We start from the raw sequence: 24458 nt of genomic DNA, 5'->3' as shown, positions 1-24458 counted from the left end.
CACTTGAGGCGAGGGTGTCCACTTGGCGGGCATCCTCTCGAGCCTTGCCAAGCGCACGCCCATGTCACAAAAAGACCACTCCTGAAATTTCTAGGGAGTAACCGGCTTTTTAGGAACGAAAGCAGCTACCGACTTCCGGATCTCGTCCCTGGCTTCATCGGCGTTACCCCAGCGTCCCATCTTCACCCACTTACCCGGCTCCAATGCCTTGTAATTTTCGAAGAAATGCTGGATCTGGGCAAGCAACAGTGCCGGCAGGTCTTTGCATTCCTTGACCTCGCTGTACATCGAGCTGAGTTTTTCATGAGGAACCGCGATCACTTTGGCGTCGGCACCCGCTTCGTCTGTCATGTACATCACGCCGACTGGGCGGCAGCGAATGACAACACCAGGCGTTACGGGGTAAGGGCAAATCACCAGTACGTCCAGCGGATCCCCATCGTCACTCAAAGTGTTCGGGATAAATCCATAATTGGCCGGATAGAACATCGGCGTACTGAGGAAACGGTCGACGAATAATTGTCCACTCGGCTTGTCCACCTCGTATTTGATCGGAGAGTGGTTCGCGGGAATTTCGATGACTGTAAAAAAGTCATCAGGGATCTGGTTGCCTGCCGGGATATCCGCGTAACTCATGTTCATAGCTCCGAAGGTGTGGAAGTGACTGCGCTGGAGGGTTTTTGCCCAAGGGTGCCCATTTCGATCGGCGTCTTAGTGAAGAACACTGATATCTCCTCGGCATCCAGCCGTTTGAACAATCGTTCTGCCTCATCCTCGGTGATTGCCAGGCGAATCTCCGTAGGCTGATCCGCCAACTCAAAAAAGTGCGACGAGTGCAGTTGGCCGGTATGCCCGAACCCTTCGATGCCAGTGCAGAGCGTGGCGCCGCGCAAGCCCATTTCTTTAGCCACGTCGACGATCCATTCACCTAGCATCTTTCCCTGATAGCGACGGTTTTGTTGAGTAAAGAAAACGACCATAAAACCTTTCATTTTTATCACCTCAGCGAGTACCAATCATTTGGTAGGACAGAAGCCCGGCAGCGGTCATCGCCAACGAACCTACGACATGCAACGAAATCGAGCCGAGCGCCCAGAGCAATCTGCCTTCCTGAATCAAGGCAACCGTTTCGGCAGAAAATGTAGAAAACGTGGTCAGACCGCCACAGAAACCCGTGATGATCAGGAGACGCCACTCAGGGCTTACGGTGGGAGATGCAGCCAGGAAGGCAATGGCCAGGCCAATGATGTATCCCCCCACCATATTTGCAACTACGGTGCCTGGAGGAAGCGTGGGAAACAGCGCGTTCAGGTTCATGCCCAAAAGCCAGCGCAACCAGGCACCCAGTGAGGCGCCAATAGCAATGACAAGGAACGATTTCAGCATGGAGCGCCCACCTCAAAAAATCTGAATGGCCAAGCAGCCAGACGGCAAGCGCAACTAAACGGGGAGAATTCGGGGAGTAAGATCATAACCTGTCCTAAAGTGGGGACAGGGTACAGACGAGCCTACGTACCCTGTCCAGGGTTCACGTAGGCATCATCAGCACAAGGCGGTTTGAGGAGGAATGCCATCTCCTGATCAAATCCTATAGCATCAATGCCAATGACAGCAACAACCTTAATAGGAGACCACCGTCATGACTCATTCGCCTGCCAGTCAATATGACGTGGTCATTGTCGGTGGAGGCCAATCAGCCCTGGCGGTGGCGTACTTCCTGCGGCGCACCCGGCTTTCGTTCGTCATTCTCGATGCGGAACAAGCGCCAGGAGGTGCCTGGCGTCATGGCTGGAATTCGTTGCGTCTATTCTCCCCCGCCACCTGGAGCTCGATCCCTGGCTGGATGATGCCGCCCACGCAGGATGGCTACCCATCACGCACCCATGTGATCGACTACCTCACGCAGTACGAACAGCGCTATCAATTTCCCATCGTGCGTCCCGTGCGCGTCACTTCTGTAGAGCGTACAGAAACCGGGTTACGGGTTAAGGCGCACGATAGACATTGGGACGCCAAGGTTGTGGTCAGCGCCACCGGCACCTGGAGTACCCCGTTCATCCCCCACTACCCCGGCGCCGGATTATTCGCCGGTCAACAGTTGCACTCGGCAAACTACCTCCAAGCGCAGCCGTTCACCGGAAAAAAAGTCCTGGTCATAGGTGGCGGCAATTCAGGGGCTCAGATTCTGGCCGAGGTTTCCAGGGTTGCCGAAACCACATGGGTAACACCTGTTGAACCGCTGTTCCTGCCTGATGAAGTGGATGGGCAGGTGTTGTTCGAGCGCGCCACGCAGCGCTGGAAAGCGCAACAGGAAGGTCGCGTCATCGAGCAGCCCGTGGGTGGGCTGGGTGACATTGTCATGGTACCGCCCGTTGTCGAGGCCCGGTCGCGCGACGCGCTCAAATCAGTCCGGCCTTTCGAACACTTCACCCGCAACGGCGTGATCTGGGCGGACGGGAGCGAGTCTGCGGTAGACGTGGTGATCTGGTGCACCGGCTTCCGACCCGCCCTGCAGCATCTGGAGACGCTGGGTGTGCTCAACGCTGAAGGGCGCGTGGACGTTGACGGGACTCATTCGATTCAAGAGCCCAGGCTATGGCTGGTCGGCTATGGTGAATGGACCGGTGCGGCCTCCGCTACGCTGATCGGCGTAACACGCACGGCCCGCAGCACGGTCGGTGAAATCGCAGCTTTTCTCGCCGATCCATCCGCTGCCCAAGCACCACTCGCACGCGACGAGCAAGGTTAAAGGCGGCCCATCTGCAACGTGGCGCGCAAGCCTCCCTCGGGGCGATTCTCCAACCGGACCTGCCCGCCAAGCCGATTGGCGATGGTCCGCACGATCGTCAAGCCCAACCCGGCGCCCTGGTCGTTCCCGCGGCTGTAGAAGCGTTCAAAAAGCCGGTCCCGTTCGGCCTCGTCTATGCCTGGCCCCTGATCCTCGACCGCCAGCTCGTAATGATCGCCCTGTCGGGCCAGCCGCACCGTGATCAAACCATTGGGGGGAGAAAAGCTGGCCGCATTGGTCACCAGGTTGTTCAAGGCAATATCGATGGACACCGGATCAATCCTCACCGGGCCGATGTCATCACTGACGTCCAGAACCAGCTCCAGCCCTTTGCTGAGCAACCAAGGGGTCATCTGAACCAGACTTTCACGCACCGTGGCGGGCAGATCGATAACAGCGGGTGCAGGCACGCCAGCTTGCGGTTCAAGACGTGCCATGGTGAGCAATTGATTGACCAGGCGCGTGGTGCGATCCACTCCAACGATCAGGTGTTGCAGGGACTCACGACGGCTCTGCTCATTCCCGGCCTCCATCAGGTTCTGTGCATGAACCCTGAGCACCGCCAGAGGGGTTCGCATTTCATGGGCTGCGTCGGCAATAAAACGCCGTTCACGGCCCATCAACTCCTGAATCTGCGCCAATACCCGATTGAGCGCCGCTTGCATCGGCTCAAGTTCGCTGGGCAGCGGCACCAATTGCAGAGGCTCCAGTGAGCCCGGATGCCGCGCGCGCAACTTGGCGGCCATGTCGACCAGAGGCTTGAGCCCCCAGCCGATGGCCAACCAGATCACAACGGCAAGTATCAGGCTGCCGATCAGATTGGGCACCACTGTGTGACGGACAATACGATCGACCAGATCGGTTCGCACATCATCACGCTCCCCTACCCAGATTTTCAGGCCGTACTGTGTGTCATCCAGTACGAACGCCCGCCATATACGGTCCTTTTGGTCTATCACGTCGCTGAAACCAGGAGCAATCGGCGGTGCGGTGAATGTCGGTGCGCTGGAGGTGTGAACCAGCAACGCATCGTTTGAATCCCAGACCTGAAAGGCAATTTTGCTTTCATAGGGATGACCATCGACTTTGGGAACCGCCGACGCCAATGCCGAATTGAATGCCTGATACAACTGCGCATGTTCCTTGCTGGCCATGGGCATGCGCATGACACCCTGCAACAGCCGGGCGTTCTGGGCCAATTGAGCATCGTAGACTTCAGCGATTTCGTGGTTGCTGTCATGCAGATTGAATACGGTGATGATCAACAGGCCAACGAACAAAAGCCCCAGGATCAGCGTGAGGGTGCGCCGCCGGATTGAAGTCATCGGCGCTCCTCCACCAGATACCCGACGCCACGAATGGTACGGATCAGGTCGGTGGAAAATTTCTTGCGCAGGTGGTGAATATGCACTTCCAGGGTGTTGCTCTCGGCCTCCTCGTTCCAGCCGTAAAGCAATTGCATCAAGTGATCGCGTGTCATGACCCGGCCCGGCGGCGACAGCAACTCATGGAGCAACTGGTACTCCTTGGGCGTCAACGCCACCGGGTTGCCCTGATAGCTGACCTGCTGGGTGCCCGGATTGAGGCTGATGCCGGCATGCTCGATCAGCGCCTGGGCGCGACCGGCGCTGCGGCGCAACAAGGCCCGCAACCGGGCCTTGAGTTCCGCCAGATCGAAGGGTTTGATCAGGTAGTCATCGGCCCCCGCATCGAGCCCGGCAATGCGATCTTCGGTGGCGTCCCGGGCGGTGAGGATCAGCACCGGCAGGTTGGAACCGCTGTCACGCAAGCGACGCAACACCTGCAGGCCATCCATCCGTGGCAGGCCCAGGTCAAGCACGGCCAGGTCAAAGGCTTCACTGAGCAGTGCGTGCAAGGCGCTGCTCCCGTCCTTCAACCAGTCAACGGTATAGCCTTCGCGGCTCAGGGCCTGATGGATGCCTTCGCCCAGGGCCACGTCATCCTCGATCAGTAATAAGCGCACGCACACTCCCCTCAGCCAAGTTTTTTGTTCACATCCACCAGCAACGCTTCGATCTCTTTGCGGCGGCCGGCGTCGGCGGTTTCCCGGCCCGGCCGTGGCGCTGCCTGCAAGGCTTTTTGCAGGGCAACCCGGGCCTCAGCGTAGCGCTTCTGACGGTAGAGGTGATCGCCCCAGAAGTACAGACTGTCAATGCCGTTCGGGTTCAGTTGCAACGCCTGCTGGAGTAATTGCTCGGCCTTGTCCGAGTCGCCAAACCCCAAGGGCCAGCCGGGAACCCGGTCATAGAGCGCGCCGAGGCTGGTGTAGGCCGAGCCTTGCAAGGCTTTGGGATCCAGAGCCAGGGCCTGTTCCAAGTCGGCCTTGGCGTCCTTGACCTTGCCCAGCGCACCGAGCCCGCCTGCGGCCCCTGCCCAACTGCTTTTGACAATGCCCGACCAGATCCAGGCCTCCGCCACTGATTGGCGTTGCTGCTTGAACGCTGAAGCCTGGGCGGCGAGCTTTTCAAAGGCATCGGCGCGCTGCCCCTCAGGCAAGTCATATTGGATATGCGCCCAACTTTGCTGGATGCCAGTGAGACGCTGCTGGTCGGCGTCATCCAAGGCCCAGGCGCTTTGAGCCAGGGCGCCGAACAGCAAACAGATCAGAATTTTTTTCATGGTTTGAGGTGCTCGTTCTCGGGTTTATGGCTCAGACGGCGAACCAGTGGCAGTTGCTTGCGCAGGCCACGATCCACCAGGTTGGGCAGCAGGCTGTTGAGGCCGACAAAAAAACGCTCGGGCCAGCCTAGATATAGCTCGCGACGGTCACCGGAAATGGCATGCATGACCGCCGACGCCACGGCGTGCGGGTCATCGACGTTGGCCTTGAGCGCCTGGTTGAGGGCTTGGGCCGCCGGGCTGTTCATCGACGTACGTGTGGCCCGGGGCGCCACATAGAGCACGCCGACACGGGTGTCCGCCAACTCCCGGCGCAGTGCTTCGGAGAACCCGCGCAGGGCGAACTTGCTGGCGCAGTAGCTGGCGTAGCCTGGGTAGCCGATCGAGCCGTAGGTCGACCCGACATTCACCACCATGGCGCTGTCGGCCTGTTTGAGCAGTGGCAGCAACAGTTTGCTCAGACAGATCGGCGCGCTGATGTTCAGCGCCAGCATGGCATCGATCTCACTGTCATCGAGTTGTTCGAGCATGGCAAAGTGGTTAACACCGGCGGCATTGATCAGCAGGTTGATGCCGCCCAAGGCCTCGGCTGCGGCCAGCACTTTGCGCCGATCACCTGGCACAGTCAGGTCCGCGCCAACCCAGTACAACTGCTGCGGGTAGCGCTCGATCAATGGTTCCAGCGCTTCGCGATGCCTGGCCACGGCCAGCACCCGAGCGCCACTGGCGCATAGGGCTTGGGCGATGGCCAGGCCAATTCCGCCACTGGCACCGGTCAGGACGATCCGGGCGTCACGCAGGCGCATGTTGATGCCCCTCGTCACGGGGCAGGCCCCGGAACATCTCGGTGTAGAGCGTGTACACCACTTTGGAGGCGTGGATCACCGCCGCCTGGTCGGCAGGATCCTCCAGCTTGTTCATCAGGCTGCGATAGGTCTGCATGTGCTCGATATCCAGCGAGCCATGGGAGCTGAGGTAGCTGAAAGCGGTAGGCGGCAGCTCCAGCTGTTCACGAATGGCGTCGGCGGCATGGGTCGCCAGAGCGATGCTGGTGCCCTCGAGCACATTGACCATGCCGAACAGCCCCACCGGGTTGCCCCGGGCGATCAGGTCATACAGGTAACTGACCATCAACTCGATAGGCAACGACGGCTGACCGTCACGCACCGCATCCTTGTCGCCTCCACACGCGGCGATGTCATCCAGCACCCATTGCTCGTGACCGTATTCCTCGTCGATGTACTCGCACACGGCCTTGCGCAGCCATTCCAGGTGCGCTGGCAGGCGTGCACCGCAAGCCATCATCAACGGCACCGTGTGGCGCACGTGGTAGTAGGCCTGGATCAGAAACGCCCGGTAACTGGCCAGGCTGACCTGGCCATCGAGAGCGTCACGGATGATCGGCAGGTTGAACAGCGTCTGGCGTTGCTGATGGGTGGCTTCTTGCAAAGTGTCGAAAAAACTCATGACGGATATTCCTCAGACAGAACGGATTCGGTGAACAACCCGCGGTAACGCTCGACAATCGCTTCGCGGCGCGGTCGACCGTTGGCGGTGAGCATGCCGTTGGCTGCGGTGAAGGGTTGCGCCAGTCGCGTCCAGTGATGGACCCGAGCGTAATCGGGCAGCGCCTCGTTGGCCTTGCTCACAGCCAGCTCCAGCGCTTGATCAGAGCAGTCAGCGCGGGTGGGCCACAGCAATGCATGGTTGTGCGGCAACGCTTCGCCATAAACGAAGGCCTGGGCGATGGAGCCGCCCTGGGTGAGTTCGGCTTCGACCCATTCGGGATTCACGTTGCGACCAAAGCTGGTGACGAATTGGTGCTTCTTGCGGCCGCGCAGGTACAGGAACCCGTCAGCGTCGAATTCCCCCAGGTCGCCGCTGGGCCACCAGTCGCTGGCAGGCGGGGGCTCCCCCAGGTATCCGAGCAAGGTCGAGCCCTTGATCATGACTTCGCCGTCTGCGGCCAGACGAACCTGCACATGGGGCAACGGCTGACCGACACTGCCAGCACGGTTGGCCTGTGGCCGGTTGAGACACACCACCGACGCGCATTCCGACAGCCCGTAGCCTTCAAATACCGGCACGCCAACACGCTGGGCTCGTTGCAAAAGATCGTCGGATACCCGCGCACCGCCCACCGCGGCGAACCGCAGAGCGTGCGGGTAGAACACCTTCTGCTCAACGGCCGTGACCAGCATCACCAGCAATTGTGGAACCAGGATCAGACTCTGCGCCCGGCGCTCGGTCAGGCACGCCAACAGGCGCGCCGGGTCAGCGCCACTGGCGCCCTGGATGCCGAGGGTCTTCGGGCCAGGCAGGCTGAGCATCGCACCGGCATACAGCGCCGCGTAGCACCCGAGGTTTTCCAGAAGGACCGCCAGGGGCAGCAACGCCAGGTGATGCCTTGCGTTGACCGGCCGACTGGCCTGTTCCAGCTCACGGGCGACCCGCAGCAGACTGTCGGCACTCAGGCAGACACCTTTTGGCGTGCCGGTGGTGCCAGAGGTAAACGTCAGCTTCGCGGTGCCCGCCGGCAAGCGGCTCGGCCCGGCGTAATCTTTGTGCCAGAACTCGCCGCTGTAGCGGTAACCGGCGGCCTGGAGTTCGGCTGCCAGTCCCGGTTCGGCAATCACCCGCTGCGCCTGGCTCTGCTCCAGACAGTGCAAGCGTTGAGCCGGACTGAAAAAGCCCGGCAGGATGACGCAGCTCAAACCTTCGAACAAAGCCGCCAGATCCCAAAGCATGGCTTCGACACCGTTATCCAGGGCCAGAGCCACAACTTTTATCTGTTCATCGCGCAGGCGTTGCTGGCGGTACACCACTTCGGAATAAAGCGTGGCGTAGTCCAGCCGCAAGTTATCGCCCCACAGCGCCACGGCGTAACCCTTGCGTTGGGCATGCTCACGCAGGGTCAGTTTGAAGCGCTCCACTTCAGGCAACATGGCACGCCTCCCCATAGGTCTGTGAGAACCCCAGGCGGTCGAACAGACCGGCATCGCGCAGGTGAACGAAGCCGGCGCGGATGTTGCCGACATGAACCCATGGCTGACTCTCGTAGTAGCGGCCCCAGAGGTGACGGTCTTCCCCCAGGCGCTGCGGGTCGGCGGGACACAGGGTCACGGGCTTGAGGCCAAGGCGATGGAAACTGTTGACCAGGCCGATATTGCCGGTGAACGCCACCCATTCCAGACCGCCCATCGCCAACAGATAGGTGATCGCGATGATGCTCAGGCGAGCGCTGCCGGTGTCGCTGGCGGCCAGATTGCCAACTTCGACAATGCCGGCGCGATCCACTGCGCAGTCTGCGTCGGCCTTGATCAAAGGCTCGATGGGATCGTCCAGGTAACGCTCGAGAAACAGCGGCCCCTGGGCCGCCAGACGCACGCCTGCCACGGCGCAAAGCTTACCGTCGGCATCATCGAGCCCGAACAGTTCAGGCATGAAGTGACGAATCTCGGCGCCATGGGCCTGGTGAAAACGCCGGTGGATGAAGGCTTCAAACTCATCCCGGCGGGGCTCTCCCGGCAGAGTCCGGTGCAAGTGGCGAGCCGGCTGGCCGGCATTGCCGAAAGCCAGCGGTAGATGGATGTTCCAGTCAGAATCGGGCATGGGTCAACGTTCTCCCTTGGGTATTGGGAGAAAGTATCGAGGCCGTTTCTTAACGAAGTCTGAAGGTGGTTAAAGATCGACCGCCGGACTGGCGTGACGAGGCAATCCAATGGAAATCAAAGCGGCGAGCAGCACGAATGCGCTGGATATCCATAGGCACGCCTGCAGCCCGTACACTTGATAAACCCAGCCAGAAAGCACCGTTCCGATCAGCCGCCCCATGGCGTTGGACATGTAGTAGAACCCCACGTCCAGCGACACGCCGTCTTCCTTGGCGTAGGAGACGATCAGGTAGCTGTGCAACGAAGAGTTCACCGCGAACAGCGCACCAAAGACCATGAGCCCACCCAGCAGCACCGTCTGGGGTGCCAACCCGCTGTCGAGCCCTAGCGCAATGGCCGCAGGCAGGCCTGCCAATGCTATTGCCCACAGAAACGCCGCACGGCCATCCGGCACGTGCCCACGTTTCTTGCCAGTGATGTTGGGCGCGAAAGACTGCACGATGCCGTAGCCGATCACCCAGGCCGCCAGGAAACCGCCGACTTTCCAGAAGTCCCAGCCAAAAACACTGCTCAGATAAACCGGCAGGGCCACTACGAACCAGACGTCGCGGGCACCGAACAGGAACATCCGTGCCGCCGACAAAATGTTGATCGCGCGGCTCTTGGACAGGATGTCACGGAACCTGGGTTTGGCTTTCGCTTTACCCAAGTCCTTTTTCAACAGGATCAGGCTGCCGATCCAGATCAGCGCCAGTACGCCGGCCATCGCCAGCAGCGCACCTTTGAAGCCGATGAGGGCCAGCAAGGCGCCACCCAGGAAGAAGCCAACGCCCTTGAGGGCATTCTTGGAGCCAGTGAGGATCGCCACCCACTTGTAAAGCTGACCCTGCTGACCGTCGGGAACCAGCAGTTTGATGGAGCTTTTCGCGCTCATCTTGTTCAGGTCCTTGGCGATTCCGGACAGCGCCTGAGCGCCCATCACCCAGGGGATGGTCAGCCAGGCCAAAGGAACTGTGAGCATCAACAGCGCCACGACCTGCATCCCCAGGCCGATATTCATCGTTCGGTTCAGACCTAGCCGGGCACCGAGGTAGCCGCCCACCAGGTTGGTGATCACGCCAAAGATTTCGTAGAACAAAAACAACGCGGCGATTTGCAGCGGGCTGTAGCCCAACGCATGAAAATGCAGCACCACCAACATCCGCAAGGCGCCATCGGTGAGGGTAAAGGCCCAGTAATTGCCGGTGACGAGCAGGTACTGCCGCACTGGCGGAGCGAGGGCTGACAACGCTTTCATGACCGCTCCTCAGACTGCCCCACCGACCATCCGGGCAAGCTCCACGGTACGGTTGGCATAGCCCCATTCATTGTCGTACCAGGCGTAAAGTTTGACCTGGGTCCCATTGATGACCATGGTCGACAGCGCATCAATGATCGACGAGCGCGGGTCGGTTCGGTAATCGATGGACACCAATGGGCGCTCCTCAAAACCGAGGATGTCTTTGAGTTCATTCTCGGAAGCGTCCTTGAGGAACTGATTCACCTCTTCGACGGTAGTGGCTCGCTCGACTTCGAAGACGCAATCGGTCAGCGAAGCGTTGGCCAGTGGCACGCGCACGGCGTGACCATTCAGGCGACCGCGCAGCTCCGGGAAAATTTCCGCGATGGCCGTGGCCGAGCCGGTGCTGGTGGGAATCAGGCTCATGCCCGAAGCCCGCGCACGGCGCAGGTCCTTGTGGGGTTGATCGAGGATGCTCTGGGTGTTGGTCAGGTCGTGAATGGTCGTGATCGAACCGTGGCGAATGCCGAGCCTCTCGTGGATGACTTTCACCACCGGCGCCAGGCAATTGGTGGTGCACGAAGCGGCGGTGACGATCGGATGGTCGTCGGGCTTGAACAGCTGATGATTGACGCCCATGACGACGTTCAATGCGCCCTTCTCCTTCACCGGGGCGCTGACCACCACACGCTTCACGCCCTGCTCGAGATAGCCCTGAAGCACGGCAACCGTCTTCATTTTTCCGCTGGCTTCGATCACCAGATCGCAGCTCGACCAGTCTGTATCGGCAATTGCTTTATTGGCCGTGACCTTGATCCGCTTGCCGTCGATGACGATGTTGTCGCCCTCGGAGCCAGCCTCTGCATTCCAGCGACCATGCACCGAATCGAAGTTCAACAGATGCGCATGGGTCGCGGCGTCACCCGCCGGGTCGTTGATCTGCACGAATTCGAACTCTGGCCAGTGCCAGGCGGCCCGCAATGCCAGGCGACCGATGCGTCCAAAACCGTTGATGCCTACTTTGATAGTCATGTTGTTGTGCTCTGTGGCGGGTGTCTGTGGAGTTCGACTGCCGGTCGAACCAGGCGATGGGCTTGACTCAGATGGAGCGCTGATTGACCCGCTTCATCAATTCTTGCGCCGACTCCTTGCGTTCGGAATAGCGGTCGACCAGGTAATCCTGGCGGTCGCGAAGCAACAGCGTGAACTTCACCAGCTCCTCCATCACATCCACTACGCGGTCATAGAACGGCGAAGGCTTCATCCGGCCGCTGTCGTCGAACTCCATATAGGCCTTCGGCACGGAGGATTGGTTGGGAATGGTGAACATGCGCATCCAGCGTCCCAGCACCCGCAGTTGATTGACCACGTTGAACGACTGCGAACCACCGCACACCTGCATCACAGCGAGGGTTTTGCCCTGAGTCGGGCGTACCGCGCCCATGGCCAGCGGCACCCAATCAATCTGCGCCTTGAACACCGCGCTCATGGACCCGTGGCGTTCCGGCGAGCACCAGACCTGGCCTTCGGACCACTGCATCAGCTCACGCAGCTCCTGGACCCGGGGATGATCGACCGGCGCGTCATCCGGCAGCGGCAGACCTGACGGATTGAAAATTCGCGCTTCGGCGCCAAAGTGCTCCAACAGCCGAGCGGCCTCCTCTACCAACAGACGACTGAAGGAGCGCTCGCGCGTCGATCCGTACAGCAGCAAAATGCGCGGTTTGTGGAGGGAGGTTTTCTCAATACCCAGCTTGTCGGCCGATGGGAGATCAGCCAGCTCGGTATTCAGTTGGGGGATTGGCTCATCAAACATAGTCTTTGTCCTGCGCAACGGCGCTCGTAGAGTCATCAAACCCGCGGTGCATGATCATCGCTCCCGGGTTACAGCGTGCCGATCAGGGCCAGCTCTGCCCTGAGCTGTTCAGCACCCAGTTGGGGAAGCGGCAGTGCCAGAAAGGCTTCAATACGGGTTTTGATTTGCTCCAGGGTGGCTTCGAAAGCCGCCTCGATCTCTTCTTGAGTACCGCGGTACTCCGAAGGATCAGCCAGCCCCCAATGGGCTTTTATCGCCGGACCGAAGAACACCGGACAGGCTTCACCGGCGGCTTTATCACACACCGTGATCACGAAATCAGGCGCCAGTTCTGCATGAACATCACTGGACTTACTGAACAGGCCACCGGTGCTAATGCCTGCTTGTTCCAACGTTCTGAGGCTGAGCGGATGCACTTCTCCCTTCGGCTGACTTCCGGCGCTGTAGGCTTTCATCCCTTGGGGGGCCAAATGATTGAAAAGCGCTTCACAGAGGATACTGCGACAGCTATTGGCAGTGCAGAGAAACAGGATTTTCATCGGGTCGTCTCGTAGTCGAAAAGGCGGGATCAGGCGATTGTGCTTTCACAACAAGCGATTGCCCGCTCAGGACGGTCACCCATGTCATCCAGTCGCTTGGCATCAGGGCTTAACCAGTGCTTGTTGGTTTCAAGTACCACGGTCAATACCTGAAGCACCCAGTCAGGCAGGTTGGGGTGCAGTCGGTAATAGACCCATTGCCCCTGCCGACGGTCCGACAGCAACCCGCACGTGCGTAACTGCGCCAAGTGCCTGGAGACTTTCGGCTGACTCTCGTTCAAAGCGCACGTCAGCTCACAGACGCACAACTCCCCCTCTCGGGTGATGAGCAGCATCATGCGTACACGGTTGTCGTCCGCCAGGCATTTGAAAACAGTGGTTGGGGTCAGATGGTCAGCCATTTCAGTTCTCAGTGTTTGGTTTTCACCAAGACAAACATCTTGATGCGATCATGAATCTCGTGAAGCGTGTGACGGAACGCATCGGGCTTGGTGCTGGTGACCGGATCCTCGAAGCTCCAGGCCATGGCCTCGCCTGCGCCGGGGAGCGACTGGCATTCCGAAGCGGCTTTATCACACAAGGTGATGACGTAATCGAAACGCTCACCCTGAAACTCATCGATCGACTTGCTGCGTAACCCGTCAGTACTGATCCCAAGGTGCGACAAGGCCTCGAAGGTGCGCGGGTCGACCTCAGTGGGTGCAGTACCGGCGCTGAATGCCTCGAAATGCTCCGAATCCGTGTGCCTGAGCAAGGCCTGCGCCAACTGTGAACGTGCAGCATTAGCCGTGCAAACGAAGAGTATCCGGGATTTGCCAGTCATGATGATGCCTCATCCAATATACGGTAAATCGAATATATGTTTTTTCACATACGAGGTAAACCCTAAAATCCGATTATCAACGGCAAACACCCTGATTTGTTGACATCCGATACGATTATCCTCCGTGTAATCAAATGAAAACCTGGAGACCAAGGTAGGAAAGCGCAAAAAAACATTTAGAAAAAAGCATATACGGCTCCTGTCATAAATTCTTCACCTATCCAGGGATAGCCTCTGCTCCGACCCAGCCAATCAGGAGCCAGAAAAAAACTAACGATCACCGCCGCCCTGCTGACCAGCCTGTTTGCAAGCGTCAGCTTCGCGAGCCAGTACGATAAGCCGGGTTTTGTGACCAAAGTAGAAGACGGTCGCCTTTGGGTTTTTCGCGAAGACTCTGAAGAACTGAAAGACTTCCAGGCTCACGGCGAATCGGCCAAGCAATTCACGGAAATCGGCAACGGCCCAGAGGGGATGACCGTCAAGTCGGATGATGAGAAGGCATTGAAGGACTATCTGAGCACGCTTAAGAAGTAAATCTGTCAGATCTGTCCCGCCCCTACCGTGGGGCGGGTCCATTAGGCGGGAAAGCCGCTGCACCGCCCTTATCGCAGGTGGAGCGGCACGCCCTCAGACGTGCCCTCGACACTCCCCCGTTTCACCGCAAAATACTGCCCCGGCGGGCTGCTTCGAATGCCGCCGCGCCAATATCACACCTATGCTGACTTGATCACCTTTGTCACCGAAGAGTGTTGTGTCGGTAACCCCGGACGACGCAGCGACCTGTGCTCCCCCACCGTCGTACTCGCCATGCCGGCCCCGCTGACCTGAGTCAACTGCGGCGCACGCATGTTGTGCGGTACTACGGTCGAATATTTCCATTTTGCCGCGCAGCCGCTGAATTCAGGAGCCCCCCCATGAAATTTCTTGATCACGCGCCACGCTTTCTATTCTTTACTGGCAAAGGCGGTGTGGGCAAAACCTCGATTGCTTGCGCCACTGCCGTGCGACTCGCCGCCGAGGGTAAGTCCGTGCTGCTGGTCAGTACCGATCCGGCCTCCAATGTCGGCCAGGTATTCGGTGTCAGCATTGGCAATCAGATCACCCGGATTGCTGCGGTGGCGAACTTGTCGGCACTGGAAATCGACCCGCAGGCAGCCGCTCAGTTGTATCGCGACCGCATCGTTGGCCCGGTTCGGGGCGTATTGCCCGAGGCCGTCGTAAAGAGCATCGAGGAGCAGCTTTCCGGTGCCTGCACCACGGAAATCGCTGCATTCGATGAGTTCACCGCACTACTGACCGATTCGGCACTTACCCGCGACTACCAACACATTATTTTCGACACCGCACCCACCGGACACACCATTCGCCTGCTGCAACTGCCTGGCGCATGGAGTGGTTTCCTCGAAGACGGCAAGGGCGATGCCTCCTGCCTTGGCCCGCTGGCGGGCCTGGAAAAGCAGCGCAGCCAGTACCAGGCTGCGGTCGATGCTTTGGCCGACCCGCTGCGTACCCGTCTGGTGCTGGTTGCCCGCGCACAAGCCTCGACCCTGCGCGAGGCCGCGCGTACCCATGAGGAACTGGCTGCGATTGGCTTGCGTCAGCAGTATCTGGTGATCAATGGCGTGTTGCCCGCCGCCGAAGCGGCAGAGGATGAACTGGCCGCGGCGATTTTCGCCCGAGAGCAGGCTGCCGTAGCCGCGCTTCCTGTTGCGCTGATGGCGCTGCCCCGCGACCAGATCGCACTCAAGGCATTCAATCTGGTGGGGCTCGACGCGCTGCAGCACCTGCTCGACGTCGACGAGCCACGGTCCGCAGTAGTTACCCAGGAACGACCGCAAGCACTGGAGGCGCCAACGCTCGCGGCGATGGTCGATGAAATTGCCGCCGATGGCCATGGCCTGATCATGGTGATGGGCAAAGGCGGCGTGGGCAAGACCACCCTGGCCGCCGCCGTGGCGGTCGAATTAGCACAACGTGGGCTGCCGGTGCACCTGACCACTTCGGACCCCGCGGCGCATCTGAGCGAAACACTGAGCGAAACACTGGACCACCTGCGGGTAAGCTGCATCGACCCCCAGGCCGAGACCGAGCGCTACCGGCAGCAGGTGCTGCAGAGCAAAGGAGCCCACCTCGATGCCCAGGGACGCGCCATGCTCGAAGAAGACCTACGCTCGCCCTGCACCGAAGAAATCGCCGTTTTCCAGGCTTTCTCGCGGATCATCCGCGAGGGCGGCAAGCAATTCGTGGTAATGGATACCGCGCCGACGGGTCACACCCTGTTGTTGCTCGACGCCACCGGCGCCTATCATCGGGATATCGCTCGGCAGATGGTCGACAAAGGCGTGCACTTTACCACCCCGATGATGCAGTTGCAGGATCCCAAACAGACCAAAGTGCTGCTGGTGACCCTGGCCGAAACCACACCAGTGCTGGAAGCTGCGGGCCTGCAGGACGATCTGCGCCGTGCCGGTATCGAACCCTGGGCCTGGATCATCAACAACAGCATCGCCGCTGCAACTACCCACTCCCCACTGTTGCTGCAACGCGCTGCCAATGAACGCCACGAGATTGCAGCCGTAGCCAATGTGCACGCCCGCCGTTATGCCTTGGTGCCGCTGCTCAAGCAGGAGCCAGTGGGCATTCACAACCTGCGCGCGCTGACCCACAGAGAAGAGGTTTGAGCATGAGCACCACCCAGCCAATCGGCTTTTTCGAGCGCTACCTGTCGGTTTGGGTCGCACTGTGTATCGCGGCGGGCATCGGGTTGGGCAGTCTGTTCCCACAGCTGTTCCAGACCATGGCCGGTTATGAATACGGCTCGGTCAATTTCATTGTCGCGGGGCTGATCTGGCTGATGGTCTACCCGATGATGGTGTCGGTAGACTTCTCCAGCCTCAAGCGCATTCACGAACGGCCCAAGGGGCTGGTCATCACCCTGGCGGTCAACTGGTTGATCAAACCGTTCACCATGGCGGGGCTGGGGGTGTTGTTCTTCCATTATTTTTTTATCGACCTGATCGACCCCCATGATGCCGGCCAGTACATCGCCGGCTTGATCCTGCTCGGTGCCGCACCGTGTACCGCGATGGTGTTCGTCTGGTCACAGCTGACTCGCGGTGATGCCACCTACACCCTGGCCCAGGTGGCGTTGAATGACGTGATCATGATCTTCGCCTTCGCGCCGCTGGTGGCGTTGTTGCTCGGAGTGACCGATATCGAGGTGCCTTGGGCAACCTTGATCCTATCGGTCGGACTCTATGTGTTGATCCCTCTGATTGCCGGGGTGCTCACCCGCCTGAAGCTCAGCGCTTCGGCGCAAAACACCGGCGAGGCCGAGTATGCGGTCAAGCGTTTCAACGCCCGGGTCAAGCCCCTGTCGATCCTCGGCCTGCTGGGCACCGTGGTGCTGCTGTTCGGATTTCAGGGACAGATCATTCTGGATAAACCGCTGCTGATTGCCTTGATTGCCGTGCCCTTGCTGATCCAGTCCTACGGCATTTTCGCGATTGCTTACGCGGCGGCGCGGCTATGGAAAGTCCCCTTCAATGTGGCAGCCCCCTGCGCCCTGATCGGCACCTCGAATTTCTTCGAGCTGGCGGTGGCGGTGGCGATTGGTTTGTTCGGCCTTAACTCCGGGGCGGCCCTGGTCACCGTGGTCGGGGTGCTGGTAGAAGTACCGGTGATGTTGTCACTGGTGGCCTTTGCCAACCGGACCCAGGCCTGGTTCCCGAAAGAAAACGTAGAAATGACGCCAGCCACCTCACCAGCCCCTGTTTCAGAAGAGCACCCTCTTGTTTAAGAGGGTGTTTATCGACGCTTTACATGTGCAAACGCATCATCGCCTTATGCTGCCCTGACAGATCGAGCTGATTTTTTTATCCACATCCGTGTATAGGTGCGCACACATGAACCAAACAGATCAGCCATTCGATGTGGTTGTCATCGGCGCTGGCCAGGCAGGACTGGCTAGCGGTTGGCACCTGAAACGCCAAGGGCTGAGTTTCCTTATCCTCGACGAGCAACGGCAACCGGGCGGAAACTGGCGTAACTACTATGACAGCCTCGAACTGTTCTCGCCTGCTGCCTACTCCTCTCTACCGGGAATGCCATTTCCCGCAGCTCCAGGTCACTACCCTACTCGTGATGAAGTGGTGCGCTACCTCAAGGAATATGCCGAATTCTTTCAGCTACCGATCCGCCAAGGGGTTCAAGCCACGCGGGTAGATCAGGTCAATGAAGGGTTCAGAATAACTGCGGCCACCGGACAACACTTTCTGACAAGGGCGCTGGTCGTGGCATCCGGCGCCTTCAGCCGCCCCTACACACCTGATATTCCGGGACTCGAGAGCTTCAATGGCACTCAGCTTCACAGTGCTGAATATCGACATTCGGAGCCCTTCAGGGCAAACCGCGTCGTCGTGGTGGGCGCGGCGAACTCCGCGGTGCAGATCGCTTACGATTTGGCCAAGGTGGCCAGCGTTACGCTGGCTACACGCGAAGCCATTCGGTTCGCGCCCCAACGGATATTGGGGGCGGATTTTCATACCTGGTTGAAATGGACAGGTCTGGGAAAAACCCGCTGGCTGAACGACCAAAGTACACCGGTACTGGATGACGGCACTTACCGCAAGGCGTTGAAAGCCGGGTATTTCAATCAGGCCGCCATGTTCACCCAGGTCACCCCAACCGGCATTATCTGGAGCGATGGACAGCACGAAGCCGTTGATACCCTGGTGTTTGCCACAGGATTTCGTCCAAACCTGCCGTTTCTCGAAGGTCTGCCAGTGCTGGACGAAAAAGGTCATGTGGCGCAGCGCAACGGACGCGCCATGCATATTCCCGGCTTGTACTTCGTAGGCCTGCCCAAGCAACGCAATTTTGCCTCTGCAACCTTAAGAGGCGTCGGGCCAGATGCCGGGCACCTGCTGCCACATTTGCTTGACCATCTTCGCAACCCGGATGCCGCTCGCCCACTCTTAGCGCAAAACTGAACCTCCTGCGCAGCGGCTCCATATGCTAGGGATACTGCCCCCCTGCCGGTTGTGCATGAGCGACGCCGGCGGGTATGATCACGGCCTCAATTCAAGATCCATCGAAGGAAATACCTTGTCCCGCTCCAACTGGCTGCCTACGCCGCCTTAGCGCTACGCCCCCTCGCAACACCTTGCTTCCGCCGGTTTCGCTCGCGGATACGCACTGCTGCATGCCCGGTTCCTACACCTTAAGCACACAGCAAAATAATCCATACAACTTGAATTCGTATCGACGTGCTCGCCCTTCAATGGGTGTGCGTGCGGTGCATTGCCCTGGATATCCTGATGCTGCAATCACTCAAACAAACATGGTTTTCCAACGTCCGTGCAGACATGCTGGCAGGTCTCGTGGTCGCTTTGGCGCTGGTCCCGGAAGCCATTGCCTTTTCTATCATTGCCGGCGTCGACCCCAAGGTCGGCCTCTATGCTTCCTTTTGTATCTGTGCCGTCATTGCCTTCGTGGGTGGCCGCCCCGGCATGATCTCGGCGGCGACCGGTGCCATGGCGCTACTGATGGTCACCCTGGTTAAAGAACACGGACTTCAATACCTGCTGGCAGCCACCCTCCTCTGCGGGGTGCTGCAAATCCTCGCGGGTTATCTTAAGCTCGGCTCACTGATGCGTTTTGTTTCGCGCTCGGTCGTCACCGGTTTTGTGAATGCGTTGGCGATCCTGATTTTCATGGCGCAATTGCCTGAACTCACCAACGTCACCTGGCACGTCTACGCGATGACCGCTGCCGGTCTGGGAATTATCTACCTGTTTCCGTATGTACCGAAAATCGGCAAGCTGATTCCCTCGCCGCTGGTGTGCATCCTGACCCTGACCGCCATTGCCATCTACCTGGGGCTGGATATCCGCACCGTGGGGGATATGGGGCAACTGCCGGACACACTGCCGGTTTTCCTGTGGCCTGAGGTGCCGCTGAACCTGGAAACCCTGCGCATCATCTTTCCGTACTCGGCTGCCCTTGCCGTCGTGGGCCTGCTCGAGTCGATGATGACCGCAACCATCGTGGATGACTTGACCGATACCAGCAGCAACAAAAACCGCGAATGCAAGGGGCAAGGTGTTGCCAACATCGCCGCCGGGATGTTGGGTGGCATGGCGGGCTGCGCCATGATTGGCCAGTCGATCATCAACGTGAAGTCCGGTGGCCGTACCCGTCTGTCCACCTTATGTGCGGGTATTTTCCTGTTACTGATGGTGGTGTTCCTGGGGGAATCGCTTTCCAGAATCCCAATGGCGGCATTGGTTGCGGTGATGATCATGGTGTCCATCGGCACCTTCAGCTGGGACTCCCTGCGCAATCTCAAAGAACATCCCTTGTCGACCAACATCGTCATGGTTGCGACTGTCGTGGTGGTCGTGGCAACGCATAACCTGGCCTACGGCGTACTGGTAGGCGTGTTGCTGGCATCACTGTTTTTTGCCAACAAAGTCGGACATTACCTGGACATCAAAAGCAGTCTTGAAGAGCAAGACTCGCACCGCACCTACCGGGTTGTGGGTCAGGTGTTCTTCAGCTCTGCGGACAAATTCACCGATGTCTTCGACTTCAAGGAAGCACTCAGGAAAGTCACCATCGATCTGACCCGGGCGCATTTCTGGGACATCACTGCCGTTGCAGCCCTGGACAAGGTGGTTATCAAGTTCCGTCGTGAAGGGGCCGAGGTCGAGGTGCTGGGTATGAATGAAGCCAGCGCCACCATCGTTGACCGCTTTGGCGTGCATGACAAACCTGACGCCATCGACAAACTCATGAGCCACTAAGGAGATCGACAATGACCCACGTAATGGCATGCATTGATAACTCACAATCCTCTGTGGCGGTCTGCGATTACGCAGCTTGGGCCTCGCAACGACTTGATGCGCCTCTCACCTTGCTGCATGTACTGGATGAAGAGAAGTACCCGGCAGGCGCAGACCTGAGTGGAAGTATTGGCCTGGGCAGCCGAGAACACCTGCTGGAGGAACTGGCTACGCTGGATGCCCGGCGCGCCAGGCTGGCCCTGGAACAGGGACAGGACATGCTTGAAAAGGCCAGGGAGCGAACGGTCATTGGCGGCGCCGCCATTCCTGAGCTGAAACAGCGTCACGGACATTTGGTCGAAAGTCTGAACGACCTTCAGGACGAGATTCGGCTGTTGGTCATCGGCAAAGTGGGTGAAGACAGCACGCGCAACGCACACAGCCTGGGCAGCCAAATCGAGGCGGTAGTACGGACCCTTCACCGGCCCATCCTGATCACCGCCAGTGGCTATAAAGAACCTGAAAAAGTGATGCTTGCCTTTGACGGCAGCCCCACAGCCTACAAAACCGTGCAAATGCTTGCAGCCAGCCCACTTTGCGAAGGTTTACCGCTGCACCTTGTCATGGTTGGTGCGGAGTCTGAAAGCAATCGAGAGGCGCTGGAGAAAGCACACGACATGCTGCTTTCTTCAGGCTTCGTCGTCCAGGCGCAAATCCGCCAAGGCGAGGTGGAGACGGCCCTGCATGCTTATCAGGCGGAACACGGCATTGATCTGCTGGTCATGGGTGCCTACGGACACTCACGCATCAGGCAATTTCTGGTAGGCAGCACAACCACGACAATGCTTCGAACAGCCACCGTGCCGGTCTTGTTGCTCCGTTGATCTCACTCTATAAACCACAGCATCGCTGCCAACGCGAAATACTGTGGTTAACCCAATCGAGATGATCCGGATAACGCGGCATGGAAAATGCCCCTGCCGCGTTTCACATCAGTTTTTCTTGGAGCCTACCTTCATCAGCAACATGACCCCGATGATGGCTGACAGGGTCGAGCCCAGCAGCACACCGACTTTGACCTCATCGACCAGGTGCGGCGCATTGGGAAATGCCAGCGCACCGATAAACAGGCTCATGGTGAACCCGATCCCGCACAACAGCGCCACGCCGTACATCTGCGACCATCTGGCCCCTTCAGGCAGTTTGGCCAGGCCGAAACGAATGGCCAACGCCGCCAGCCCGAACACCCCGAGCTGTTTACCCAACAGCAGCCCCATCGCCACGCCCATCGGTACCGGATCGATCAGGTTCTTCAGCGAAATACCGGCCAGGGACACGCCGGCGTTGGCGAAGCCGAAGATCGGCACGACCGCATAAGCCACCCACGGATGCATTTTTTCTTCAAGGTAGAGCAGCGGCGACCACCCTCCTTCGTTGGAGTCCCCAAGCGGAATACACAGGGCAAGAATGACCCCGGCCAACGTCGCATGGATGCCCGATTGCAGCATGAAGTACCAGAGCAGTGCACCGGCTATCACATAGGGAAACAGCCGTTTGACGCCGCAACGGTTGAGTACCACCAGCAGTGCCGTAACGCCCAGGGACGCCAGCAACATATTCACCGACAAATCGCTGGTGTAGAAGATCGCGATGATGAGGACGGCCCCAAGGTCATCCAGAATCGCCAGCGCGGAGAGGAAGATTTTCAAGGAAATCGGCACACGCTTGCCGAGCAGCGACAGGACCCCCAAAGCAAACGCGATGTCAGTCGCGGTGGGAATCGCCCAGCCGCCCAAAGTCTGCGCATTGCCCCAGTTGATCGCCACGTAGATCAGGCCCGGCAGCAGCATGCCGCCCAGCGCCGCAAATCCAGGAAGGGCCCGTTGACCCCAGCTCGACAATTGACCTTCAAGCATTTCACGCTTGATCTCAAGGCCGACCAGTAAAAAGAACAGAGCCATCAGGCCATCATTGATCCAGTGCCCCACCGAAAGCCCCAGGGCTTTGATGTGCAGCGTGGAGAAGTACACTTCTGACCAGGGTGAATTGGCCACGATCAGCGCGGCCAGGGCGGAAGCCATCAGGATCAGGCCACCGGCGGATTCAGCGGCGAAAAAACGGGAGAGGAAAGCCATGGCGGAAGGTGACTCACTTTTATTATTCAGGCGCAACGGTTCCGGGCTCATAGGCACAGCGACTCCGCGCTGGCGGCCCGACCTGCGCTTGATTGAACCTGCCCTGCCGCGGTTTGCGGTGACACCCTTGGGCCGTATTCTATACAAAAGGTACTGCCCGAGGGTGGGCGGTTTTCTAATTAGGCCCTCTGGCGGTTATCCCGTAGTAAAGTGCATGCCACCGACATGAGAACCCACTTTGAGATATCTGAAGTGTCCAAGATCCAGTTTGAATGGCCCCGCGCGTCACGCCCCCCGTCAGCCGCAACGGTAACAGCATGATCGAAATCACCGAAGTCTCCATCGCACAACTGCGCGCAGCGCTCCAGGCCGGTCAGACGACCGCGGTCGAGCTCGTCCAGGCTTACCTTGCCAGGATCGATGCCTACGACGGCGCCGACACGTCCACCGCCCTCAACGCTGTGGTCGTGCGAAATCCCGATGCCCTGAAAGAAGCACAGGCGTCCGATGCCCGTCGCGCCAAGGGGCAAACCCTGGGTCCGCTCGATGGCATTCCCTATACCGCCAAGGACAGTTATCTGGTGAAGGGGCTCACAGCCGCGTCTGGCAGTCCGGCGTTCGCGAACCTGATCGCCTATCGCGACGCGTTCACCATCGAACGGCTTCGCGCCGCCGGGGCGATCTGCCTGGGCAAGACCAATATGCCCCCGATGGCCAACGGCGGCATGCAGCGCGGGGTGTATGGCCGGGCTGAAAGCCCCTATAACGCGCACTACCTCACCGCGCCTTTCGCATCGGGCTCCTCAAACGGTGCTGGCACTGCAACGGCAGCCAGTTTCGCCGCGTTCGGCCTTGCCGAAGAAACCTGGTCGAGCGGCCGAGGCCCGGCCTCGAACAACGGGTTGTGCGCCTATACACCTTCACGCGGGGTGATTTCGGTACGCGGCAATTGGCCGTTGACGCCAACGATGGACGTTGTCGTGCCCTACGCCAGGACGATGGCGGATCTTCTCGAAGTACTCGACGTCGTGGTGGCGGATGATCCTGACACCCGGGGCGACCTGTGGCGCATGCAACCCTGGGTGCCCCTTGCGCCTGTCGACTCGGTTCGCCCCGCCTCATACCCAGGCCTTGCCGCCCACAAGGAAGCACTCGCGGGGATCCGCTTCGGTGTACCGCGCATGTACATCAACGCCGATCCCGAAGCGGGCACGGCTGAGGCTCCCGGCATTGGCGGGCCGACGGGGCAGCGAATCAACACCCGCGCCTCAGTGATGGCCCTGTGGGAAGACGCCCGCAAGGCGCTCCAAGCCTGTGGCGCGCAAGTGATCGAGGTCGATTTCCCGTTGGTGTCCAATTGTGAAGGTGATCGTCCGGGGGCGCCGACCGTGTTTACTCGGGGCCTGGTGTCCAAGGAGTTCCTGCACCATGAGTTGTGGGACCTGTCGGCCTGGGCGTTCGATGATTTTCTGCGGGCCAACGCCGATCCGAAACTCAATCGCCTGGCCGATGTCGACGGGCCGCTAATATTCCCCCACGACCCGGGCACCCTGCCCAACCGTGAGGACGACCTTGCCGCCGGCATGGATGAATACGTCAGGATGGCCGAGCGCGGCATTACGCCGTGGGACCAGATCCCCACCCTGGCGGACGGACTGCGGGGTCTTGAACAGACACGTCGAATCGATCTTGAAGACTGGATGGATCAGCTTGGGCTCGATGCGGTGATATTCCCGACAGTCGCCGACGTTGGCCCCGCAGATGCTGATATAAACCCGGCGTCCGCCGATATCGCCTGGAGCAACGGGGTCTGGGTCGCCAATGGCAACCTTGCTATCCGGCACCTGGGCGTGCCCACCGTGACTGTACCAATGGGCGTGATGGCGGACATCGGCATGCCCGTGGGGCTGACGTTTGCCGGACGGGCCTATGACGATTCGACCCTGTTGCGCCTGGCTTCGGCGTTTGAGTCGACGGGCTCCAAACGAGTGATCCCGCCCCGGACGCCGCCGTTGTCCGGACGCAAGCAATAAGTGTGG

The 24458-nt window shown here is 59.5% G+C and carries 26 protein-coding genes and 1 riboswitch; of the genes, 9 read left to right on the top strand and 17 right to left on the bottom strand.

What is annotated here, in order from left to right:
- Positions 1–90: 90 nt before the first annotated feature.
- Genes ppa through crcB form a run of 3 tightly spaced genes read right to left on the bottom strand, consistent with a single transcriptional unit; the run spans position 91 to position 1386 of the window.
- On the bottom strand, positions 91–636 hold the full coding sequence (gene ppa / locus PSH57_RS12635; protein WP_305389838.1) for an inorganic diphosphatase: 546 nt from the start codon (positions 634–636) through the stop codon (positions 91–93).
- A gap of 2 nt (positions 637–638) precedes the next feature.
- Positions 639–992: a DUF190 domain-containing protein gene (locus tag PSH57_RS12630; RefSeq protein WP_305389837.1), complete on the bottom strand. Its 354-nt coding sequence runs from the start codon at positions 990–992 to the stop codon at positions 639–641.
- 10 nt (positions 993–1002) lie between these two features.
- Positions 1003–1386: a fluoride efflux transporter CrcB gene (crcB, locus tag PSH57_RS12625; protein WP_305389836.1), complete on the bottom strand. Its 384-nt coding sequence runs from the start codon at positions 1384–1386 to the stop codon at positions 1003–1005.
- A gap of 140 nt (positions 1387–1526) precedes the next feature.
- Positions 1527–1587, bottom strand: a riboswitch (Fluoride riboswitch).
- A 52-nt stretch (positions 1588–1639) separates the two neighbouring features.
- Between crcB and PSH57_RS12620 the strand changes: the two genes are divergently transcribed.
- On the top strand, positions 1640–2749 hold the full coding sequence (locus PSH57_RS12620) for an ArsO family NAD(P)H-dependent flavin-containing monooxygenase (protein ID WP_305389835.1): 1110 nt from the start codon (positions 1640–1642) through the stop codon (positions 2747–2749).
- Here PSH57_RS12620 and PSH57_RS12615 read toward each other — a convergent pair.
- The 13 genes from PSH57_RS12615 to PSH57_RS12555 form a co-directional block, all read right to left on the bottom strand.
- The gene (locus PSH57_RS12615; protein WP_305389834.1) at positions 2746–4113 is read right to left on the bottom strand and encodes a sensor histidine kinase; all 1368 of its coding nucleotides are present in this window, start codon (positions 4111–4113) and stop codon (positions 2746–2748) included. The two genes, PSH57_RS12620 and PSH57_RS12615, sit on opposite strands and share 4 nt — an antisense overlap.
- Positions 4110–4772 (bottom strand): response regulator, encoded by a 663-nt coding sequence (locus PSH57_RS12610; RefSeq protein WP_305389833.1) that lies wholly within the window; start codon positions 4770–4772, stop codon positions 4110–4112. Before PSH57_RS12610 ends, PSH57_RS12615 begins: the two co-directional genes overlap by 4 nt.
- A gap of 11 nt (positions 4773–4783) precedes the next feature.
- Positions 4784–5428: a tetratricopeptide repeat protein gene (locus PSH57_RS12605; RefSeq protein WP_305389832.1), complete on the bottom strand. Its 645-nt coding sequence runs from the start codon at positions 5426–5428 to the stop codon at positions 4784–4786.
- Positions 5425–6234 carry an SDR family oxidoreductase gene (locus tag PSH57_RS12600; protein ID WP_305389831.1) on the bottom strand — a complete coding sequence of 270 codons (810 nt, stop codon included), beginning with the start codon at positions 6232–6234 and terminating at the stop codon, positions 5425–5427. The genes PSH57_RS12605 and PSH57_RS12600 overlap by 4 nt, the downstream gene beginning before the upstream one ends.
- Complete coding sequence (locus PSH57_RS12595; protein WP_305389829.1) at positions 6221–6895, bottom strand: iron-containing redox enzyme family protein; 675 nt, start codon at positions 6893–6895, stop codon at positions 6221–6223. Before PSH57_RS12595 ends, PSH57_RS12600 begins: the two co-directional genes overlap by 14 nt.
- Complete coding sequence (locus PSH57_RS12590; protein WP_305389828.1) at positions 6892–8373, bottom strand: AMP-binding protein; 1482 nt, start codon at positions 8371–8373, stop codon at positions 6892–6894. The genes PSH57_RS12595 and PSH57_RS12590 overlap by 4 nt, the downstream gene beginning before the upstream one ends.
- Complete coding sequence (locus PSH57_RS12585; protein WP_305389826.1) at positions 8363–9040, bottom strand: thermostable hemolysin; 678 nt, start codon at positions 9038–9040, stop codon at positions 8363–8365. Before PSH57_RS12585 ends, PSH57_RS12590 begins: the two co-directional genes overlap by 11 nt.
- Before the next feature lie 69 nt (positions 9041–9109).
- On the bottom strand, positions 9110–10339 hold the full coding sequence (gene arsJ, locus PSH57_RS12580) for an organoarsenical effux MFS transporter ArsJ (protein ID WP_305389825.1): 1230 nt from the start codon (positions 10337–10339) through the stop codon (positions 9110–9112).
- A 9-nt stretch (positions 10340–10348) separates the two neighbouring features.
- A complete protein-coding gene (locus PSH57_RS12575) occupies positions 10349–11353 on the bottom strand; it encodes an ArsJ-associated glyceraldehyde-3-phosphate dehydrogenase (protein ID WP_305389824.1) in 1005 nt (334 codons plus the stop codon).
- A 67-nt stretch (positions 11354–11420) separates the two neighbouring features.
- Entirely contained in the window at positions 11421–12137 is a 717-nt protein-coding gene (gene arsH / locus PSH57_RS12570) for an arsenical resistance protein ArsH (RefSeq protein WP_305389823.1), read from the bottom strand.
- Between the two features lie 68 nt (positions 12138–12205).
- Positions 12206–12676, bottom strand: coding sequence for an arsenate reductase ArsC (locus PSH57_RS12565; protein WP_305389822.1), 471 nt, complete (start codon positions 12674–12676; stop codon positions 12206–12208).
- Positions 12677–12705: 29 nt separating this feature from the next.
- Positions 12706–13077: a metalloregulator ArsR/SmtB family transcription factor gene (locus PSH57_RS12560; protein ID WP_214912061.1), complete on the bottom strand. Its 372-nt coding sequence runs from the start codon at positions 13075–13077 to the stop codon at positions 12706–12708.
- Between the two features lie 8 nt (positions 13078–13085).
- Positions 13086–13499: an arsenate reductase ArsC gene (locus PSH57_RS12555; RefSeq protein WP_305389820.1), complete on the bottom strand. Its 414-nt coding sequence runs from the start codon at positions 13497–13499 to the stop codon at positions 13086–13088.
- 348 nt (positions 13500–13847) lie between these two features.
- Here PSH57_RS12555 and PSH57_RS12550 point away from each other — a divergent pair, with 348 nt between their 5' ends.
- The 7 genes from PSH57_RS12550 (at position 13848) to PSH57_RS12520 (ending at position 21168) form a co-directional block, all read left to right on the top strand.
- The gene (locus tag PSH57_RS12550; RefSeq protein ID WP_305389819.1) at positions 13848–14033 is read left to right on the top strand and encodes a hypothetical protein; all 186 of its coding nucleotides are present in this window, start codon (positions 13848–13850) and stop codon (positions 14031–14033) included.
- A gap of 156 nt (positions 14034–14189) precedes the next feature.
- Complete coding sequence (locus tag PSH57_RS12545) at positions 14190–14327, top strand: hypothetical protein (RefSeq protein WP_305389816.1); 138 nt, start codon at positions 14190–14192, stop codon at positions 14325–14327.
- Between the two features lie 86 nt (positions 14328–14413).
- Positions 14414–16180, top strand: a complete 1767-nt coding sequence (gene arsA / locus PSH57_RS12540; protein WP_305416627.1) for an arsenical pump-driving ATPase — start codon at positions 14414–14416, stop codon at positions 16178–16180.
- A gap of 2 nt (positions 16181–16182) precedes the next feature.
- Positions 16183–17298: an ACR3 family arsenite efflux transporter gene (gene arsB / locus PSH57_RS12535; protein ID WP_305389814.1), complete on the top strand. Its 1116-nt coding sequence runs from the start codon at positions 16183–16185 to the stop codon at positions 17296–17298.
- Between the two features lie 106 nt (positions 17299–17404).
- The gene (locus PSH57_RS12530) at positions 17405–18490 is read left to right on the top strand and encodes a flavin-containing monooxygenase (protein WP_305416625.1); all 1086 of its coding nucleotides are present in this window, start codon (positions 17405–17407) and stop codon (positions 18488–18490) included.
- A gap of 327 nt (positions 18491–18817) precedes the next feature.
- Positions 18818–20305 carry a SulP family inorganic anion transporter gene (locus tag PSH57_RS12525; RefSeq protein WP_305389812.1) on the top strand — a complete coding sequence of 496 codons (1488 nt, stop codon included), beginning with the start codon at positions 18818–18820 and terminating at the stop codon, positions 20303–20305.
- 11 nt (positions 20306–20316) lie between these two features.
- Positions 20317–21168, top strand: coding sequence for a universal stress protein (locus tag PSH57_RS12520; RefSeq protein WP_305389810.1), 852 nt, complete (start codon positions 20317–20319; stop codon positions 21166–21168).
- Between the two features lie 108 nt (positions 21169–21276).
- Here the strand turns inward: PSH57_RS12520 and nhaA are convergent, their stop codons facing one another.
- Complete coding sequence (gene nhaA, locus PSH57_RS12515; protein ID WP_305389808.1) at positions 21277–22470, bottom strand: Na+/H+ antiporter NhaA; 1194 nt, start codon at positions 22468–22470, stop codon at positions 21277–21279.
- A 266-nt stretch (positions 22471–22736) separates the two neighbouring features.
- Between nhaA and PSH57_RS12510 the strand changes: the two genes are divergently transcribed.
- Positions 22737–24452 carry an amidase gene (locus PSH57_RS12510; protein WP_305390370.1) on the top strand — a complete coding sequence of 572 codons (1716 nt, stop codon included), beginning with the start codon at positions 22737–22739 and terminating at the stop codon, positions 24450–24452.
- Positions 24453–24458 lie beyond the last annotated feature (6 nt).

Origin of the sequence: Pseudomonas hefeiensis (assembly GCF_030687835.1) — a bacterium.
Taxonomy (GTDB): domain Bacteria; phylum Pseudomonadota; class Gammaproteobacteria; order Pseudomonadales; family Pseudomonadaceae; genus Aquipseudomonas; species Aquipseudomonas hefeiensis.
This window is presented reverse-complemented; position numbering and strand designations above follow the sequence as displayed.